The organism is Streptomyces sp. Root431, assembly GCF_001426585.1.
GTDB lineage: Bacteria > Actinomycetota > Actinomycetes > Streptomycetales > Streptomycetaceae > Streptomyces > Streptomyces stackebrandtii.
In genome coordinates, this window is record NZ_LMEI01000009.1 from 297,937 (window position 1) to 316,680 (window position 18,744).

Consider the following 18,744-nt stretch of genomic DNA (forward strand, 5'->3'; position numbering starts at 1 on the left):
GGATCAGGCGCGTGCGTGCGCACTCTGTGTCATGTGCGCTCCATATTCAAGATCGGCCGAGCGGTCGAAGCGATTCGACAGTGAGATTCGCCACGGTGCAGTCGCAAACAGAACCTCACACTGCCGATGTTCGCGATAGATGAGACACCGAGCGCAATTGCGACCTAAAACACCATCAAAACGACGCTAACCAGCATCAAATGACTGACCGTCACGTCTGCTCCATGAAACTCATAACATCTTCATAAAGCCCTCAGGAATGGACGTCCCGTGCCGCACGTGTGATCGTGTGCGCGCCTTGTGCCCCGCGGACGGTCCGTCGGGGCGCTCTCTGCGCTGTCCGAAAATCCCTCTGGTCCCACGGGAGTAGACCGCCGTGCCCGCGCCGCCTCGTTTTCTCAGCCCGTTCGTGCGCACGCGCACACGGCTGACACTCACCCTCGGCCTCGTCCTGGCCGCACTCACCGCCGCGCTCCTGCCCTGGTGGCAGCCGAGCACGCCTTCGACCGCCAGCTCCCCCAGCTCGCCCAACGCCCCCCGCACGGACGCCAAGCAGGCGTCGACCGGGCCGAAGGACGAGGCCGCCGCGTCGGCCGAGGCCAAGCGCACCGGCAAGAAGGTGCTCGTCGACACGGCGACCACCGCCACCGAGTTGGTCTGGGCACTGCCGAACGGGCAGATGCGCACCCAGATCCACGCGCTGCCCCAGCGGGCGAAGAACGCCCGGGGCAAGTGGGCGCCCATCGACAACACCCTGCGCAAGACGGCGGACGCCGGCGACCTGACCGTCCGTCCGGCCAACCCGGCCGTGCCGGTCCGCTTCTCCGGGGGCACCTCCGACGAGGCCCGCGCCGACCGCTCGTACGCCCGCGTGCCGCTCGCCGAGGGCGCGGGCGACACGTCCGTCCTCGCCGAGGTCGACCTCAACGGCCACACCATCGCGTACACCTGGCCCGGCGCCCTGCCGAAGCCGGTGCTCGACGGCCCGCGTGCCCTCTACCCCGAGGTGCTGCCCGGCGTCGACCTGCTTCTCGTGGTGCGTGAGGAGGGCGGCTTCGGCCAGCTCCTGATCGTCAAGAACCGCGAGGCCGCGCAGAACAAGGACCTCGCGACCGTCTCGTACGGCCTGCGGTCGACGACCGCGGTCTTCCGCCAGGACGCGAAGGCCAACCGGATCCAGGTCCTGGACAAGTCCGGCGCCGAGGTCGGCACCATCCCGACCCCCTTCGCCTGGGACTCCAGCGGCCGGGACCCCGAGCTCAAGCCGGGCACCCCCCAGCGCACCTCGGTCGCCGGCCCCGCCGACGTACTGAAGCTGTCGGGTCTGACGGGCATCGAGCCGGGCGCGCGCTCCGCGCAGCTCCCGGTCGCGCTCGACGGCGACGACACCGGTACGGCCACCCTGAACCTGGGCCTGGGCCGGACCGGTCTCCTCGCCCACCAGGACACGAAGTACCCGGTCTTCATCGACCCGCCGCTCAACAGCGGCTGGGCGGCCTGGACGACCGCGTACAAGAAGTACCCGACCTCCAGCTTCTGGAACGGCACGAACTTCTCCTCCGGTACCTCCGACGCCCGCGTGGGGTACGAGAGCGACACCGGCGGTCTCGGCCGCTCCTTCTGGCGGATGAAGTTCTCCAAGAGCTACGAGGGCGCGAAGTTCACCCGGGCCACCTTCAAGGTCAAGAACAACCACTCCTGGTCCTGCACCGCGCGGGAGTTCCAGTTCTGGCAGACCGGGTCGATCTCCTCCGGCACGACCTGGAACGCGCAGCCGAGCTGGTCGACGAAGCTGGACTGGCAGTCCTTCGCCCACGGCTGGTCCTCGACCGGCTGCCCGGACGCGTACGAGGCGTTCAACGTGCTGGCGGGAGTCCAGAAGAGCGCGGACGCCGGCGCCGAGACCCTCACCTTCGGCATGCGTGCCACCAGCGAGGGCGACACCCAGACCTGGCGCAAGTTCCTCGCGACCTCCGCCGTCGTCGAGGGCGACTACAACCGCGCCCCGTCCCAGCCGACCAACGGCACGTCCTCCCCGGGCGGCGCGTGTGTGCCCGGACCGACGAACAGCGTCACCATCGGCCGGACCACCGTCACCCTGAAGGCCAAGGGCTACGACGCGGACGGCACCATTCCCAAGCTGCGGTTCCGCATCTGGAAGGCCGGCGCGACCACCAAGACCGAGTACCTCGCCACCGCGGACTCCACCGGATACGGCCAGATGGTCATCCAGGCCGACAACCCGCTGTGGAAGGACATCACGGCCAACACCCTCTACTCGTGGGACGTGCGGTCCGAGGACGCGGCCGGTGCGGTCTCCACGTTCTACCCGGACGGCACCGAGTCGTGCCGGATCACCATGGACCCGACCGCGCCGCCGCAGCCGGACATCAGCAGCACCGTGTTCACCGAGGCCACGCCCGACGGCAAGACCTGGGCCAAGGTCAAGTACGGCACTCCCGGTGACTTCACCTTCAGTGCCGCCGGCGCGACGAAGTTCAAGTACGCCTTCGAGGGCGAGGCGCTCATCGAGACGCCGCCGCCCGTGAACGGCAAGATCACCCTCCCCAGCGTCTCGCCCCGGCACGCGGGTCCGACCGCCCTGTACGTCTACGCCTACGACGTCAACGGCAACCAGAGCCTCAAGGGCGACTACTCCTTCTACCTGCCGCCGCGCGACCGGGCCGACGGTCCGATGGACACCGGTGGCGACGACATCGCCGACCTGCTGGTGCTCTACCCGGACGGCAAGCTGAAGAACTGCGTGGGCGCCCCCGCCGACCCGGCGGTCCCCGGCACCGGCGGTGAGCTGTACAGCTGCCTCGCCGCGTCGTACGTGACCAAGGACAAGCAGGTCGACCCGCCGAACCACTGGATCGACGCGGCGGGCACCGCCTCGCTGATCGCGCACTACAACGACACGTACCCGGGCGACGGTTCGACCGACATGTTCGCGGTCACCCCGGACAAGAAGTTCTGGATCTACCCGGGTGACGGCTACGGCACCTTCAACGTCGACGAGCGGATCGAGATCCGGCTGCCGGCCAACGCCCCGGCGCCGTCCACCTGGACGCAGCTGAAGGCGATCGGCGACATCAACGGCGACAAGCTGCCCGACCTGACCCTGCGGGCCGGGACGCAGTTCTGGGTGCTGTCCGGCTACACGGGCGCCACCTTCCAGACCGCGACGCTGATGGAGGGCACCGCCTGGGCCCGCCGCGAGATCGTCAACATCGCGGACATGAACAAGGACGGCACGCCCGACCTGCTGTGGCGCAACCTGGACAACGGCAACATGTACGCCCGCCACGGCAAGCCCGGTACGGGCGGCGGCGTCGACCTGGAGTCGATCAAGGTCGCGGTCAACTCGCTCAACGGTGACGTCGCTTTCGGTACGAGCTGGACCGAGGTCAACGTCACGACCGCGATCGGCATCCCCGACGTCAACAAGGACGGCGTGCCCGACATCTGGGCCCGCTTCGGTGACACGGGCAACATGAAGCTGTACTACCCGTCCACCACCAACACCAACGCGCCGGTCAGGACGGTCCTGTCCGTCGACTGGCGGGGCATCCGCGCCCTGGGCTGATCCCGCCCCCGTCCGCTGATCCCGAGCCCCGGCCGCCTGCCTCGCAGCAGGCGGCCGGGGCTTCGTGTTCCCTTCGGCCGGTCAGTCCTGGTGGCCGAGCTGGAGGTCGCGCTCGGTGCGCCCCCCGCCGGCCATCTGCAGGACGGTGGCGACGGGCGGGTAGCCGGCCGCGATGACCGTGTACTCACCGGAGGACAGGTCCACGAAGCGGAAGGTGCCGTCGGCCCCGGTGGTGAGGGTGTCCATGACGTTGCCCGCGGCGTCGAGGAGGGTGACGCGGGCGTCCTCGACGGGGCGCCCGCCGCCGGCCCGCACCGTGCCTCGCAGCACCGCCCCGCCGGCCAGTTCGATGTCCTGGCGGGTCTCGCGGGAGGACTGGACGCTCACCGGGAGCGCGGCGGGCCGGAAGGCGGGGGCGCTGGCGGCGAGGGTGTACTCGCCGGCGACGAGTTCGGTGATGACGTACCCGCCCTCGCGTCCGCTGCGGGTGGAGGCGACGACCTCGCCGCGGACGTCGGTGAGGGTGACGGCGGCGTCCCGTACGGGCGTCCCGTCGGCGGTGACGACGCTGCCCGCGAGCCGCCCGGCGCCGCCGAGGACGACGTCGAGCTCCACGGGCCGGTCGCCGACGGTGACGGAGACGGCCTGGGGCTGGTGTCCGCCGGCCGCCGCGATGAGGACGTAGGCGCCCCGGTCGGGCACGCTCAGCGCGTACCGCCCGTCCTCGCCGCTCGCGCCGCGCCCGACCTGCCGGCCCTGTACGTCGATGAGGGTGAGGGCGGCCCGGGGCACGCGGCTGCCGTCGTGGTGCTGGACGGTGCCGCAGACGGGGACTCCGGAGTGGGCGGGTGCCTCGTAGGAGGGGGCCGGGGCGGCGTGCCGGGCGTGCGGGACCGCCTGCGTGCCGCCGAAGTCGGTGGCCTCGGTGGCCTCGGTGAGCGGGGTGTGGTGGGACACCAGCGGTTTCTCCTTGAGGAAGAAGGCGAGGACGAGGCCGAGCACGAGGACCGGCACGAGGTAGAGGAAGATCCGCGGCATCGCGTCCGCGTACGCCTGGATGTAAACGTCGCGCAGGGCGGGCGGCAGGGTGTGCACCGACTGCGGCGTGATCGACTCGGCCGGCGGCGGGGACACCGTGGCGGCTCCCTGGCTCACGGCCGCGAGCCGGTCGCCGAGGGCGTCGTCGAGCCGGGAGGCGAAGAGGGTGCCGAAGATCGCCGCGCCGACGCTGCCGCCGATCTGGCGGAAGTAGTTGTGGGCGCTGGTGGCGGTGCCGAGGTCGGCGGGGCGTACGGAGTTCTGCACGGCGAGCACGAGGACCGGCATGACGAGGCCGATGCCGGTGCCGAGGACGGCCTGCCAGAGGCTGTGCTGGAGGCGCGGGGTGTCGGCGTCCATGCGGGAGAGCAGCCACATGCCGAGGACGGAGACGGCGCCACCGAGCACCGGGTAGATCTTGTAGTGGCCGGTGCGGCTGATGAGTTGGCCGGAGACGACGGACGCGATGACGATCCCGCCCATGAGCGGCAGCATCAGGAGGCCGGACTCGGTGGCGGTGGCGCCCTCGACCATCTGCAGGAAGCTGGGGAGGTAGCTGGCGGCGCCGAAGAGGGCGATGCCGACGACGGCCCCGACAAGGGCGGTGACGGTGAAGACGGAGTCGCGGAAGAGCCGGAGCGGGATGAGGGGTTCGGGCGCGAAGTGCTCGACGACCAGGAAGAGCACGGTCGTTCCGGCGGCGCCGCAGCCGAGGGCGAGGACGACGCGGGAGTCCCAGGCGTATTCGGTCCCGCCCCAACTGGTCAGCAGGACCAGGCAGGTGGAGGCGGCGGCGAGGAGCAGTGCGCCGAGGACGTCGAAGCGGGCGCGTGCCGTGGGCTTGGGGAGTTTGAGGACGACGGCGACGACGGCGAGGGTGACGAGCCCGAAGGGCACGTTGAAGTAGAAGCACCAGCGCCAGGAGACGTGGTCGGTGAAGAAGCCGCCGAGCAGGGGTCCGGCGACGGAGGCGAGGCCGAAGGCGGCGCCGATCAGGCCCATGTACCGGCCACGTTCCCGGGCGGGGACGATGTCGGCGATGATCGCCTGGACGCCGATCATCAGGCCTCCGGCGCCGGCGCCCTGGATCGCGCGGAAGGCGATCAGCTCGTCCATGCTGCGGGACCAGCCGGCCAGGCCGGAGCCGATGACGAAGACGACGATGGCGAAGAGGAAGACGCTCTTGCGGCCGAGGAGGTCGCCGAGCTTCCCGTAGATCGGCAGGCCGATGGTGGAGGTCAGCAGGTAGGCGGTGATGGCCCAGGACATCCGGTCCAGGCCCTGGAGTTCGCCGACGATCTTCGGCAGGGCGGTGGCCACGATCATCTGCTCCAGCGCGGCGAGAAGCAGCGCGAGCATGAGGCCGCAGAAGACGAGACGGACGCGGCGGGGGTCGAGGGGGGCCGGTCCGGGGTCGGGCGGTGGGGCGAGTCCGGGGGGCGGGCCGCCCGCGTCGAGCGGCTCCGTGCCCGCCGAGCCCTCGGCCCCCTCGGCGTCTTTCACGAGCGTGATCGCACCCACGTACCTGCTCCCCTCGACACGGCGTCTGCGCCGCGCCATTCTTCGCATTGGGCGCGAAGCGGGAGCAAGTCGGGCGGTACGGAAGTCCGGTGGCGATCAGGGGCGTCCCGGGCGGTGAACGTCCCTGCGGTACGGCGCACTTGGGGCGCTCATCAGCGCGTTTACGAGAAGGCCCGCGCCCCCTCGGTGCGCGGGGGCTCCGGCACGGGGGCGCGGGCGAACCACTCGAATCGGTGAACGCCCAGGGCGTTACTTCTCGACCTCGTCCGCCAGCTTGGCGAGCAGGGCGTCGTAGATCCGGGCGAGACCCTTGGGCGCGAAGGTGCGCTCGAAGAAGCCTCCGATGCCGCCGGCGCCGTTCCAGACGGAGGTGACGACGGCGCGCGACTTGCCCTCGCCCGCGGGGGTCACGGTCCAGGTGGTGACCATGGACGAGTTGCGGTCCTTCTCGACGAGCTGACCGTCGGTGGGCTCGGTGACCTCCAGGAGGCAGTCGCGGACGCGCTTGCTGGTGGCCTGGAGCTTCCAGTGGACGAGGGTGCCCTCGCCGTCACCGCCCTCGCGCACCTCGTACTCGCTGAAGTGCTCGGGGAGCACCTTCGCGCGCGTGCCGCTGTAGTCCGCCAGCGCGTCGAACACCGTCTCCGCGTCCGCGGCGATGATCCGTTCCGTCGTGGCCTCGACCTGCGCCATTGACTTCCTCCAGCTCGGTGGTTCCTCGGGGGTGTGGGCCAAGCGAACCACGCGGGCTCCGGGGCGCGAAATCCGGGTTGCGGTGATCAAGGGAACAGGTGTTCTATTCTGGGCGCAGGGTGGAGTCAGAGGCGAGGCAGAGCTACCGAGGAGGCGTCCGTGCGCTGGGACAATCTGGGCGACAGGCCGACCGCGCCCGCCGACATCGGCCTGTTCGGTACGGACGCGGTGACCACGCGGACGTTCGACACCCCGGAGTTCCGGGGCATCACCTTCCACGAGGTGCGGGCCCGCTCGGTCCTCAACCGGGTCCCCGGCGCCTCCCGGATGCCGTTCGAATGGACGGTCAATCCGTACCGGGGTTGCACACACGCGTGCGTCTACTGTTTCGCCCGCAAGACCCACAGCTATCTGGACCTCGACACCGGGCTCGGCTTCGACTCCCAGATCGTCGTCAAGATCAACGCCCCGGAGGTGCTGGCCCGCCAGCTCGCCTCCGCCCGCTGGCAGGGCGCGCACGTCGCCATGGGCACCAACGTCGACTGCTACCAGCGGGCGGAGGGCCGCTACCGGCTGATGCCGGGCATCCTCACCGCCCTGCGCGACCGGGCCAACCCCTTCTCGATCCTCACCAAGGGGACCTTGATCCTGCGCGACCTGGAGCTCCTCACCCAGGCCGCCCGGGTCACCGAGGTCGGCATCTCCGTCTCCGTCGGCTTCACCGACGGGGAGCTGTGGCGGACGATCGAGCCGGGCACCCCGTCCCCGGAGCGCCGCCTCGACGTGGTCCGCACCCTCGGCGAGCACGGCATCGACTGCGGGGTCCTGATGGCCCCCGTCGTGCCCTTCCTCGGCGATCGGCCCGAGCAGCTGCGCGCGACGGTCCGCGCGATCGCCGAGGCCGGGGCGAGTTCGGTCACCCCGCTCGTGCTGCACCTGCGGCCGGGCGCCCGCGAGTGGTTCATGCAGTGGCTGCGGCACCACCACCCGGGCCTGGTGCGGCGGTACGAGCAGATGTACGCGGACGGGGCCTACGCGCCGACGTGGTACCAGCGCCGGATCACCCGTCAGGTCCACGAACTGGCCGCCGAGTTCGGTATCGGCCCCGCCCACCGCGGAGCGACGCGCCGGATACCCGTACCGGAGGAGCCCGCTCTCGCGGCCGCGCCCGAGCAGCTCACGCTCCTCTGATCATCGGACCGGTTCACCTGACACGCCGTCGGATCCTCCTCTGTTCGGGTCAACTCTCGGCGAAACAGGTCCTTCCACGGTCCGTTCGGGGCACGGACGCCCTATGACCCCACGCGCAGGAATGCTGATCGCCGCAGGAGCGCTGGTCGCCGGGACGGTCACCGTCCTGCCCGCCACGCCCGCAGGCGCCGACGAACCGGCCCCGCGGCCGTTCCCCCGGCTCGCCTGGACCGGATGCGCCACCCAGGCGTACCCGAAGCTCCAGTGCGCCACCCTGAAGGTGCCGCTCAACCACGACGACCCGGCCGGGCAGAGCATCACGCTCGCCCTCACCCGCGTCCCGCACACCGCCAAGACCTTCCAGGGGCCGCTCCTGGTGAACCCGGGCGGGCCCGGCGGCAGCGGGCGCACGATGGCCGGGTACGTGGCGGCCTCGCTGCCCCCGAAGGTGGCCGCCGAGTACGACGTGATCGGCTTCGACCCGCGCGGGGTCGGGCGCAGCGAACCCGCGCTCGACTGCCGGCCGGGCCACTTCGCGCCGGTGCGGCACGACTCGGTGCCGCGCGGCGCCGACGAAGAGAAGGCGGCGGTCGAGCGGGCCCAGGCCTTCGCCGAGGCCTGCGGCGAGAAGTACGCCGACGTCCTGCCGTACATCGACACGGTGAGCACCGCCCGGGACCTCGACGTGATCCGTGACGCGCTCGGCGCGCCGAAGCTGAACTACCTCGGCTACTCGTACGGCACCTACCTGGGCGCGGTCTACGGCCGGCTGTACCCGGACCGGGTGCGGCGCATGGCGCTCGACTCCGTCGTCAACCCGCACGGGGTCTGGTACGAGGACAACATCGCGCAGGACTACGCCTTCGACACCCGCCACAAGGACTTCATGGCCTGGGTGGCCCGGCAGAACGCGGTGTACAAGCTGGGCACCGACCCGGCGGCGGTCGAGGCCGCCTGGTACCGGATGCGCGACGCGCTGCGCGACGCGCCGGCCGGCGGGAAGGTCGGTCCGGGCGAGCTGGAGGACACCTACCTGCCCGGCGGGTACTACAACGGCTACTGGCCCCGCCTCGCGAGCGCGTTCTCGTCCTACGTCAACGACGGCGACGCGGCGCCCCTGACCGAGGCGTACGAGAAGTACGGGGAGGCCGACGCCTCCGCCGACAACGGCTACTCGGTCTACACGAGCGTGCAGTGCCGGGACGCGGCCTGGCCCCGGGACTGGAACGTCTGGCGCAAGGACAGCTGGGACGTCCACGCCAAGGCGCCCTTCTCGACCTGGAACAACGCCTGGTACAACGCGCCCTGCGCCTTCTGGCCCGTCCCTGCCCTGACCCCGCCGGACGTCACCAACGACCAGCTGCCGCCGGTGCTCATCCTCCAGGCGACGGAGGACGCGGCGACCCCGTTCGAGGGCGGTGCGGCGCTGCACCGGCTGGTGCGCGGCTCCAGCCTCGTCGTCGAGGAGGGCGGCGGGAACCACGGGGTGACCCTCGGCGGCAACGACTGCCTGGACGACCACCTGGCCACCTACCTCGCCACCGGCAAGGTGCCGCGCGGCGAGGAGGGGGCCGAGGTCGACGCGGTCTGTGAGGCCCTCCCGGAGCCGGAGCCCGAGCCGATGGCCCCGGCGGGGAAGAAGAAGGCGGCGGAGAAGTCGAAGGAGAAGGGGTCCGGGACGGCGACCGACCCTTCGGTCGAGCGGGTCGGCCCCCTGCGGGCGGAGGCGACCGGCATCACCCTGCACGGGCTCCTCGGCCACGTCCGCTGACGACCGCACCGACCGGCTGACAGTGCCCGCGCCCCTTGGGGGGCGGGCACTGTCAGTGGCGTGCGCGAGGATGTGGGACATGACGAGCCACCTGCATCACGTCCCCGCTCCCGACGGCCTCGCGCCCAGTCCCCAGTACAGCCATGTCGTCTGGGGGACGGGCCGGTTCGTCGCGATATCCGGGCAGTGCGCGCTGGATGCCTCCGGCGCGGTGGTCGGGGAGGGTGACGCGGTCGTCCAAGCCCACCAGGTCTTCGCCAATCTGGAGCGCTGCCTGGCCGCCGCCGGCGCGGGTTTCGGGGACGTCGTGAAGCTGACGTACTTCGTCACGGACGTCGCCCACCTCCCTGCGGTGCGGGACGCCCGGGACGCGTACTTCGCGGGGGCGCCGCTCCCGGCGAGCTCGGCGGTGCAGGTGTCGGCGCTGGTCCGGCCGGAACTCCTCGTGGAGATCGAGGCCTTCGCCCTCGTGCCCGAGCAGGAGACCGGCGACGCCGAGCCGGAGCTCCGGCTGGTGCGCTGACGCCCGCGCCCGACCCTTCAGCCCTGCGCTCGGAGTCGTGTCAGCGAGTCCTCGGCGGCGCGGCCGAGCCGGGGGTGCGGAAGCGCGGCCTCCAGGGCGGGGCGGGCCCGGGGGTCGCCGAGGGTGCCGAGGCCCTCGACGCAGGCGAGTCCCACCCGCCAGTGGGGGTCGTCCGCCGGAAGTCGCCGTCCGAGGACGGTGATCAGGGCCGGTACGGACTCGGGGGCGCGGAGTTCGGCGAGCAGCCGGACCGGCAGGAGGGCGTAGGCGACCCGGAGTTCGTTGGTGGCGAGGGCGGCGGCCGCGCGGGCGGTCCGGGGGTCGCCGAGCCGGACCAGGGCGTGGGCGGCGGTGACGCAGCGTTCGGGGTCGCGGTGGTTGAGGAGGAGGACGAGCGCCTCGAAGGAGCGAGGGTCGCCCGCGAGTCCGAGCTTGAAGGCGGCGATCTCACGGGCCCAGAGCGGCTGCCCGGGTGCGGTGAGGACCCGGTGGAGTTCCTCCGGATCTTCGGTTCCGGCGAGTTCTCCGAATGCCTCCGGGACTTCTCCGGCGTCATTCTCGATCTCGTCCCGCAATCGATCGATCATCGAGCAGAATTCCGGATCCTCGGCGCTTTCCATGAATCCGAGCCTATCCGCGATCCAGATCACACTTTCTCAACTTGCCGGGACTGGCGCGCTCGTTACCGGCCGGTTAGTCTCAGGTGAGCGGGTCACCCCCCGCGCTCCTCACGACAACCTGGTGACGCAGTCGTCGTGAGCGTTTCGTCGGTTCGGCAGTTTCGATGTGACTCCGGGACAGAGTCCATCGCCCCTTTCTTCAGGGCATCGCCCTTCCTTTCAGGGCTTCGCCCTCGTTCTTTCCCGCGCCCTTCCCTCTCGCGCGCGAACTGCCCTCAGTCGTCACTCTTCCTCCCTGGAGTCCCCTGATGGACACCCCTCTCTCCACCATCGCCGTCGTCGGTCTCGGCACCATGGGCACCGGCATCGCCGACGTCCTCGCCCGGGCCGGCCGCGAGGTCATCGGCATCGACATCGACGACACCGCCGCCGCCCGGGCCGTCGCCGCCCTGGAGGCCTCCACCGCCCGTGCGGTGGCCCGCGAGCGGATCACCGAGGAGGAGCGGCAGGACGTCCTGGCCCGCTTCCGTACCTTCTCCGACCTCCAGGCGGCCGCCGAGGCCGACCTCGTGATCGAGGTCGTGCCCGAGTCGTACGAGGCGAAGCAGGAGGTCTTCCGGGCGCTCGACGGGATCGTCCGGGCCGACGCGATCCTGGCGACCGGCACGAACGCGCTCTCCGTCACCCGGCTCGCCGCCGACTCGGCCCACCCCGAGCGCGTGCTCGGCCTGCACTTCTTCGCCCCCGTGCAGGCGATGAAGCTGGTCGAGATCGTCTCGTCGGTGCTCACCGACCCGCGGGCCGTCGACGCCGTGACGCAGCTCGCGCAGGACCTCGGCAAGGAGCCCGTGGCGGTCGGCGACCGGGCCGGCTTCATCGCGGACGGACTGCTCTTCGGCTACCTGAACCAGGCCGCCGCCATGTACGAGGCCAAGTACGCCTCCCGCGAGGACATCGACGCGGCGATGAAGCTGGGCTGCGGCCTGCCGATGGGCCCGCTGGCGCTGCTCGACCTGATCGGCGTCGACACGGCCCGTACGGTCCTGGAGGCGATGTACGCCTCCTCGCACGACCGGCTGCACGCCCCCGCCCCGATCCTCAAGCAGCTCAGCGAGGCCGGTCTGACCGGCCGCAAGTCGGGCCGTGGCTTCTACACGTACGAGGCGCCGGGCTCCGCCGAGGTCGTGCGGGACGCGCTCACCCCGCTGACCTCCGCCGACGCCGGCGCCGGCCGTGAGGTCCGCTCGGTCGGCGTCGCCGGCTCGGGCACCATGGCCTCCGGCATCGCCGAGGTCTTCGCCAAGGCCGGGTACTCGGTCGTCCTCGCCGCCCGTTCCCAGGAGAAGGCGGACACGGCCAAGGCCCGGATCGCCAAGTCCCTGGCCCGCTCCGTCGACAAGGGCCGGATGACGGGCGAGGCGCGCGACACGACGCTGGCCCTGATCACCGCGGCGGGCACGCTGGACGCCTTCGCCGAGGTCGACCTTGCCGTCGAGGCGGTCGCCGAGGACCTGGAGATCAAGCAGGAGCTGTTCGCGCGGCTCGACAAGATCTGCAAGCCGGGCGCGGTGCTCGCCACCACGACCTCCTCGCTGCCGGTCGTGGCCTGTGCCCGCGCCACCTCGCGCCCGCAGGACGTCATCGGGATGCACTTCTTCAACCCGGCGCCGGCGATGAAGCTGGTCGAGATCGTCCGTACGGTCCTGACGGCCGACGACGTCCACGCCACCGTCCGCGAGGTCACGGCGAAGATCCGCAAGCACCCGGTGGACTGCGGCGACCGCGCGGGCTTCATCGTGAACGCGCTGCTCTTCCCGTACCTGAACAACGCGATCAAGATGGTCCAGGAGCACTACGCGACCCTCGACGACATCGACGCCGCGATGAAGCTGGGCGGCGGCTACCCGATGGGCCCGTTCGAGCTGCTCGACGTGGTCGGTCTGGACGTCTCGCTCGCGATCGAGCAGGTGCTGCACCGCGAGTTCCGCGACCCGGGCCTCGCCCCGGCCCCGCTCCTGGAGCACCTGGTGGCGGCCGGCTGCCTCGGCCGCAAGACGGGACGCGGCTTCCGCGAATATGCCCGCCGCTGAGCCGCCCACCGCGGGCTGGGGCGGCCTGCTGAGCTCCCCGGGCACCTCCGGTGCCCCGGGGGGCTCCCCGCCCCCACCTGGGCACACTCCCACTCCGATGCAGTACGTTCGGACCATGCCCAAGGCCGCGAAGACACCCCGTGCCACGTCCACGTCCGACGCTCCCGAGAGCGCGGCGGGCACCCGTGCCGCCGCCCAGCGCCTCAAGATGCGCCGGGAGCTGGCGACGGCGGCGATGGAGCTCTTCGCCACCAAGGGGTACGAGGCGACGACCGTGGACGAGATCGCGGCCACGGCCGGGGTCGCCCGGCGGACCTTCTTCCGCCACTTCCGCTCCAAGGAAGAGGCGATCTTCCCGGACCACGACGACACGCTGGTGCGGGCGGAGGCGGTGCTGAACGCCGCTCCGCCGCACGAGCACCCGCTCGACACGGTGTGCCGGGGCATCAAGGAAGTCATGAAGATGTACGCGGGCTCCCCCGCGGTCTCCGTGGAGCGCTACCGGCTGACCCGTGAGGTGCCGACGCTGCGGGAGCGCGAGATCGCCTCGGTGGCCCGCTACGAGCGGCTGTTCACCCGCTATCTCCTCGGGCACTTCGACGAGCGCGACCACCACGACGGCAACGACGACCCGCTGCTCGCGGAGGTGGCCGCCTCCGCGGTCGTCACCGCGCACAACCACGTCCTGCGCCGCTGGCTGCGGGCGGGCGGCCAGGGCGACGTGGAGGCCCAGCTCGACCACGCCTTCGCGATCGTCCGGGACACCTTCGGCAGCGGCATAGGCGCGGGCCGTCCGGCCCAGTCCCCGCAGGCCGAGCAGGCGCCCGCCGTCCGGGCCTCCACCACCGGCGACGTGGTGGTCGCGGTGGCCCGTACGGACGCCCCTCTCGACGAGGTCATGCGCACCATCCAGCAGGCACTCAAGAACCCCTGAGGCGCCCTTGAGGACCCCTCAAGACCCCTCCACGACGATGGCCGCCCCCGGTTTCCGGGGGCGGCCATCGTCGTATCGTCCCAGTTCAGAGCGGATTTCGATCGATCATCGCTCATCCGTGACGGGCAGATTGCATCTGAGTGAAATTGTTGGCACGCAGTGCCTTGTGCGGTGGCACGGCGTGTCATACGTTGATGTTGTCCGGGCGGCCGGCGAGCAGAGAACACCTCGTTCGCCGGCTGTCCCCACAAGCCGACGGCTCGTGCGCCCGGACGCCTGCGTCACAGGCACCCTCGCGCCACCAGCGCCGCGCCACCGCACCACCCGAGCCGAACCGACGGCACACCTCCACAGCAGCAGCACTTCCCGCCGTAACCCCCAGGCGTCCCTCCCTCAGGACGCTCACCGCCGGAGGCAACCCGTGAAGGAAATCCTGGCCGCGATCCAGTCGAAGGACGCCACGTCCGCCGACTTCGCGAACATCCCGCTCCCCGAGTCGTACCGGGGCATCACCGTCCACAAGGACGAGGCCGAGATGTTCGCCGGGCTCGCCAGCCGCGACAAGGACCCGCGCAAATCGCTGCACCTCGACGACGTGCCCCTGCCCGAGCTCGGCCCGGGCGAGGCCCTGGTCGCCGTGATGGCCTCCTCGGTCAACTACAACTCGGTCTGGACCTCGATCTTCGAGCCGGTGTCGACCTTCGGCTTCCTGGAGCGCTACGGCCGCCTCAGCGACCTCAGCAAGCGCCACGACCTGCCGTACCACGTCATCGGCTCCGACCTCGCGGGCGTCGTGCTGCGCACCGGCCCCGGCGTCAACAGCTGGAAGCCCGGCGACGAGGTCGTCGCGCACTGCCTCTCGGTCGAGCTGGAGTCCTCCGACGGCCACAACGACACGATGCTCGACCCGGAGCAGCGCATCTGGGGCTTCGAGACCAACTTCGGCGGCTTGGCCGAGATCGCCCTCGTCAAGTCGAACCAGCTGATGCCGAAGCCCGGCCACCTCAGCTGGGAGGAGGCGGCCTCCCCGGGTCTCGTCAACTCCACCGCGTACCGCCAGCTGGTCTCCCGCAACGGCGCCGGCATGAAGCAGGGCGACAACGTCCTCATCTGGGGCGCGAGCGGCGGCCTCGGCTCGTACGCCACGCAGTTCGCCCTCGCCGGCGGCGCCAACCCGATCTGTGTCGTCTCCTCCCCGGAGAAGGCCGACATCTGCCGCGCGATGGGCGCCGACGCGGTCATCGACCGCAACGCCGAGGGCTACAAGTTCTGGAAGGACGAGAACACCCAGGACCCGCGCGAGTGGAAGCGCTTCGGCTCCAAGATCCGTGAGCTGACCGGCGGCGAGGACATCGACATCGTCTTCGAGCACCCGGGCCGCGAGACCTTCGGCGCCTCCGTGTACGTCACCCGCAAGGGCGGCACCATCACCACCTGCGCCTCCACCTCGGGCTACATGCACGAGTACGACAACCGCTACCTGTGGATGTCGCTCAAGCGGATCATCGGCTCGCACTTCGCCAACTACCGCGAGGCCTGGGAAGCGAACCGCCTGATCGCCAAGGGCAAGATCCACCCCACCCTGTCGAAGGTCTACTCCCTGGAGGAGACCGGCCAGGCCGCCTACGACGTCCACCGCAACCTGCACCAGGGCAAGGTCGGCGTCCTCGCGCTCGCGCCGCAGGAGGGCCTGGGCGTCAGCAACCCCGAGCTGCGCGAGAAGCACATCGACGCCATCAACCGCTTCCGCAACATCTGACACCGGGACCATAGATGACTGAGCGCCAGAAGGACCGGCCGTGGCTCATGCGGACCTACGCCGGTCACTCGACCGCCGAGGCGTCCAACGAGCTGTACCGGCGCAACCTCGCCAAGGGTCAGACCGGCCTCTCGGTCGCGTTCGACCTGCCGACGCAGACGGGCTACGACCCCGACCACATCCTCGCCCGCGGCGAGGTCGGCCGGGTCGGCGTCCCCGTCTCGCACCTCGGCGACATGCGACGGCTGTTCCAGGACATCCCGCTGGAGCAGATGAACACCTCGATGACCATCAACGCCACGGCGATGTGGCTCCTGGCGCTCTACCAGGTGGCCGCCGAGGAGCAGGGTGCGGACATCACCCAGCTCCAGGGCACCACCCAGAACGACATCGTGAAGGAGTACCTGTCGCGCGGGACGCACGTCTTCCCGCCCGGCCCCTCCCTCCGCCTCACGACGGACATGATCGCGTACACGGTCAACAACATCCCGAAGTGGAACCCGATCAACATCTGCAGCTACCACCTGCAGGAGGCGGGGGCCACTCCGGTCCAGGAGATCTCGTACGCGATGGCCACCGCGATCGCGGTGCTCGACTCGGTGCGCGACTCCGGGCAGGTCCCGGAGGACCGCTTCGGCGAGGTCGTCGCCCGCATCTCCTTCTTCGTGAACGCGGGCGTCCGCTTCATCGAGGAGATGTGCAAGATGCGCGCGTTCGGCCGCATCTGGGACAAGATCACCCGTGAGCGGTACGGCATCGAGAACGAGAAGCAGCGCCGGTTCCGCTACGGCGTGCAGGTCAACTCGCTCGGCCTGACCGAGGCCCAGCCGGAGAACAACGTCCAGCGGATCGTCCTGGAGATGCTGGCCGTCACGCTCTCCAAGGACGCCCGCGCCCGGGCCGTGCAGCTCCCCGCCTGGAACGAGGCGCTCGGTCTGCCCCGGCCCTGGGACCAGCAGTGGTCGCTCCGCATCCAGCAGGTGCTCGCCCACGAGTCCGACCTGCTGGAGTACGAGGACATCTTCGCCGGCTCGCACGTCATCGAGGCCAAGGTCGCCTCGCTCGTCGAGGAGTGCCTGGCCGAGATCGACCGGATCCAGGAGATGGGCGGCGCGATGGCCGCCGTCGAGTCCGGCTACCTCAAGTCGCAGCTCGTCTCCTCGCACGCCGAGCGGCGCGCCCGGATCGAGGCCGGCGACGAGAAGATCATCGGCGTCAACATCTTCCAGTCGACGGAGGAGAACCCCCTCACCGCCGACCTCGACACCGCGATCATGACCGTCGACCCGGCGGTCGAGGCGCGGGTGGTCGGTTCGCTGAAGACCTGGCGGGACAACCGCTACCAGCCGCCGTTCAACCACCCGCGCCCCTGCAAGGCCCTCGAACGCCTCAAGGAGGCCGCCAAGGGCACCGGGAACCTCATGGAGGCCACCCTCGAGTGCGCCCGCGCCGGGGTCACGACCGGTGAGTGGACCGGGGCCCTGCGCGAGGTCTTCGGCGAGTTCCGGGCGCCCACGGGCGTCTCCTCCGCCCCGGTCGCCGTGACGGCCGAGGAGGGCACGCCGCTGGCCGTCGTACGGGACAAGGTGGCGCGCACCGCCGAGGAGCTGGGCGCCGGGCGGCTGCGGCTGCTCGTCGGCAAGCCGGGCCTCGACGGGCACTCCAACGGGGCCGAGCAGATCGCCGTCCGCGCGCGTGACGCCGGTTTCGAGGTGGTCTACCAGGGCATCCGGCTGACCCCGGAGCAGATCGTCAACGCGGCCCTCGCCGAGGACGTGCACTGCGTGGGCCTGTCGATCCTCTCCGGCTCCCACGCCGAGCTGGTCCCGGACGTCCTCGACCGCCTCCGCGAGGCGGGCGCGACCGATGTGCCGGTCATCGTCGGCGGGATCATCCCGAACGCCGACGCCGCAGACCTGAAGCGCGCGGGTGTGGCCGCCGTCTTCACACCGAAGGACTTCGGTATCACGGAGATCATCGGCCGTATCGTCGACGAGATCCGGAAAGCTCACAAGCTCAGCCCCCTGGAAAGTTCGGAGGTCCCCGCATGACCAGCCCCGTGAACCGTCTGCGTCCGCGCCGCTCCTGCCTCGCCGTCCCCGGTTCCAACCCGCGCTTCCTGGAGAAGGCCCAGGGCCTCGCCGCGGACCAGGTCTTCCTCGACCTGGAGGACGCGTGCGCGCCGCTGGCCAAGCCCGAGGCGCGGCACACCATCGTGAAGTTCCTCAACGAGGGCGACTGGACCGGCAAGACCCGGGTCGTGCGCGTCAACGACTGGACGACCCACTGGACGTACCGCGACGTCGTCACGGTCGTCGAGGGCGCCGGCCAGAACCTCGACTGCATCATGCTGCCGAAGGTCCAGGACGCCCAGCAGATCGTGGCGCTCGACCTGCTGCTCACGCAGATCGAGAAGACGATGGGCTTCGAGGTCGGCAAGATCGGCATCGAGGCGCAGATCGAGAACGCCCAGGGCCTCGTCAACGTCAACGCGATCGCGCAGGCCTCCCAGCGCGTCGAGACGATCATCTTCGGCCCGGCCGACTTCATGGCCTCGATCAACATGAAGTCGCTGGTCGTGGGCGAGCAGCCGCCGGGCTACCCGGCCGACGCCTACCACCACATCCTGATGAGCATCCTGATGGCCGCCCGCGCCAACAACCTCCAGGCGATCGACGGCCCCTACCTCCAGATCCGCAACCCGGAGGGCTACAAGGCCGTCGCGCAGCGCGCCGCCGCCCTGGGCTTCGACGGCAAGTGGGTGCTGCACCCGGACCAGGTCGCCGCCGCGAACGAGATCTTCTCGCCCGCGCAGGAGGACTTCGACCACGCCGAGCTCATCCTCGACGCGTACGACTACTACACGTCCGAGGCCGGCGGGAAGAAGGGCTCCGCGATGCTCGGCGACGAGATGATCGACGAGGCCTCCCGCAAGATGGCCCTGGTCATCTCCGGCAAGGGCCGCGCCGCCGGCATGCAGCGCACCAGCAAGTTCGAGATCCCGGAGGCCTGAGA

The 18,744-nt window shown here is 70.7% G+C and carries 12 protein-coding genes; 9 read left to right on the top strand and 3 right to left on the bottom strand.

The features are described 5' to 3' along the window. The first annotated feature begins 409 nt into the window (after positions 1-409). Complete coding sequence (locus tag ASC82_RS14865) at positions 410-3,589, top strand: hypothetical protein (protein WP_242427658.1); 3,180 nt, start codon at positions 410-412, stop codon at positions 3,587-3,589. Positions 3,590-3,670: 81 nt separating this feature from the next. Here the strand turns inward: ASC82_RS14865 and ASC82_RS14870 are convergent, their stop codons facing one another. Further along, positions 3,671-6,148: an MFS transporter gene (locus ASC82_RS14870; protein ID WP_056647254.1), complete on the bottom strand. Its 2,478-nt coding sequence runs from the start codon at positions 6,146-6,148 to the stop codon at positions 3,671-3,673. Between the two features lie 249 nt (positions 6,149-6,397). Then, on the bottom strand, positions 6,398-6,841 hold the full coding sequence (locus ASC82_RS14875) for an SRPBCC family protein (protein WP_056647257.1): 444 nt from the start codon (positions 6,839-6,841) through the stop codon (positions 6,398-6,400). A 159-nt stretch (positions 6,842-7,000) separates the two neighbouring features. On the opposite strand from ASC82_RS14875, the gene ASC82_RS14880 reads away from it, so the two are divergent. From ASC82_RS14880 to ASC82_RS14890, 3 genes are all read left to right on the top strand, one after another. Next, positions 7,001-8,032, top strand: coding sequence for an Rv2578c family radical SAM protein (locus ASC82_RS14880; RefSeq protein ID WP_056647260.1), 1,032 nt, complete (start codon positions 7,001-7,003; stop codon positions 8,030-8,032). Between the two features lie 103 nt (positions 8,033-8,135). Next, a complete protein-coding gene (locus ASC82_RS14885) occupies positions 8,136-9,803 on the top strand; it encodes an alpha/beta hydrolase (protein WP_056647263.1) in 1,668 nt (555 codons plus the stop codon). 79 nt (positions 9,804-9,882) lie between these two features. After that, positions 9,883-10,326, top strand: coding sequence for a RidA family protein (locus ASC82_RS14890; RefSeq protein ID WP_056647266.1), 444 nt, complete (start codon positions 9,883-9,885; stop codon positions 10,324-10,326). Positions 10,327-10,343: 17 nt separating this feature from the next. Here ASC82_RS14890 and ASC82_RS14895 read toward each other — a convergent pair whose 3' ends face one another. After that, entirely contained in the window at positions 10,344-10,946 is a 603-nt protein-coding gene (locus ASC82_RS14895; protein ID WP_056647269.1) for a HEAT repeat domain-containing protein, read from the bottom strand. Positions 10,947-11,254: 308 nt separating this feature from the next. Between ASC82_RS14895 and ASC82_RS14900 the strand changes: the two genes are divergently transcribed. The 5 genes from ASC82_RS14900 to ASC82_RS14920 all read left to right on the top strand — a co-directional run bounded on the left by ASC82_RS14900 (position 11,255) and on the right by ASC82_RS14920 (position 18,742). Further along, complete coding sequence (locus ASC82_RS14900; protein WP_056647272.1) at positions 11,255-13,036, top strand: 3-hydroxyacyl-CoA dehydrogenase; 1,782 nt, start codon at positions 11,255-11,257, stop codon at positions 13,034-13,036. Between the two features lie 115 nt (positions 13,037-13,151). Continuing rightward, the gene (locus ASC82_RS14905; RefSeq protein ID WP_024759164.1) at positions 13,152-13,970 is read left to right on the top strand and encodes a TetR family transcriptional regulator; all 819 of its coding nucleotides are present in this window, start codon (positions 13,152-13,154) and stop codon (positions 13,968-13,970) included. Positions 13,971-14,391: 421 nt separating this feature from the next. Further along, on the top strand, positions 14,392-15,729 hold the full coding sequence (gene ccrA, locus ASC82_RS14910) for a crotonyl-CoA carboxylase/reductase (protein WP_056647276.1): 1,338 nt from the start codon (positions 14,392-14,394) through the stop codon (positions 15,727-15,729). 14 nt (positions 15,730-15,743) lie between these two features. Beyond that, a complete protein-coding gene (locus ASC82_RS14915) occupies positions 15,744-17,780 on the top strand; it encodes a protein meaA (protein WP_079039269.1) in 2,037 nt (678 codons plus the stop codon). Next, positions 17,777-18,742: a CoA ester lyase gene (locus ASC82_RS14920; RefSeq protein WP_024759161.1), complete on the top strand. Its 966-nt coding sequence runs from the start codon at positions 17,777-17,779 to the stop codon at positions 18,740-18,742. Before ASC82_RS14915 ends, ASC82_RS14920 begins: the two co-directional genes overlap by 4 nt. Positions 18,743-18,744: the final 2 nt, after the last annotated feature.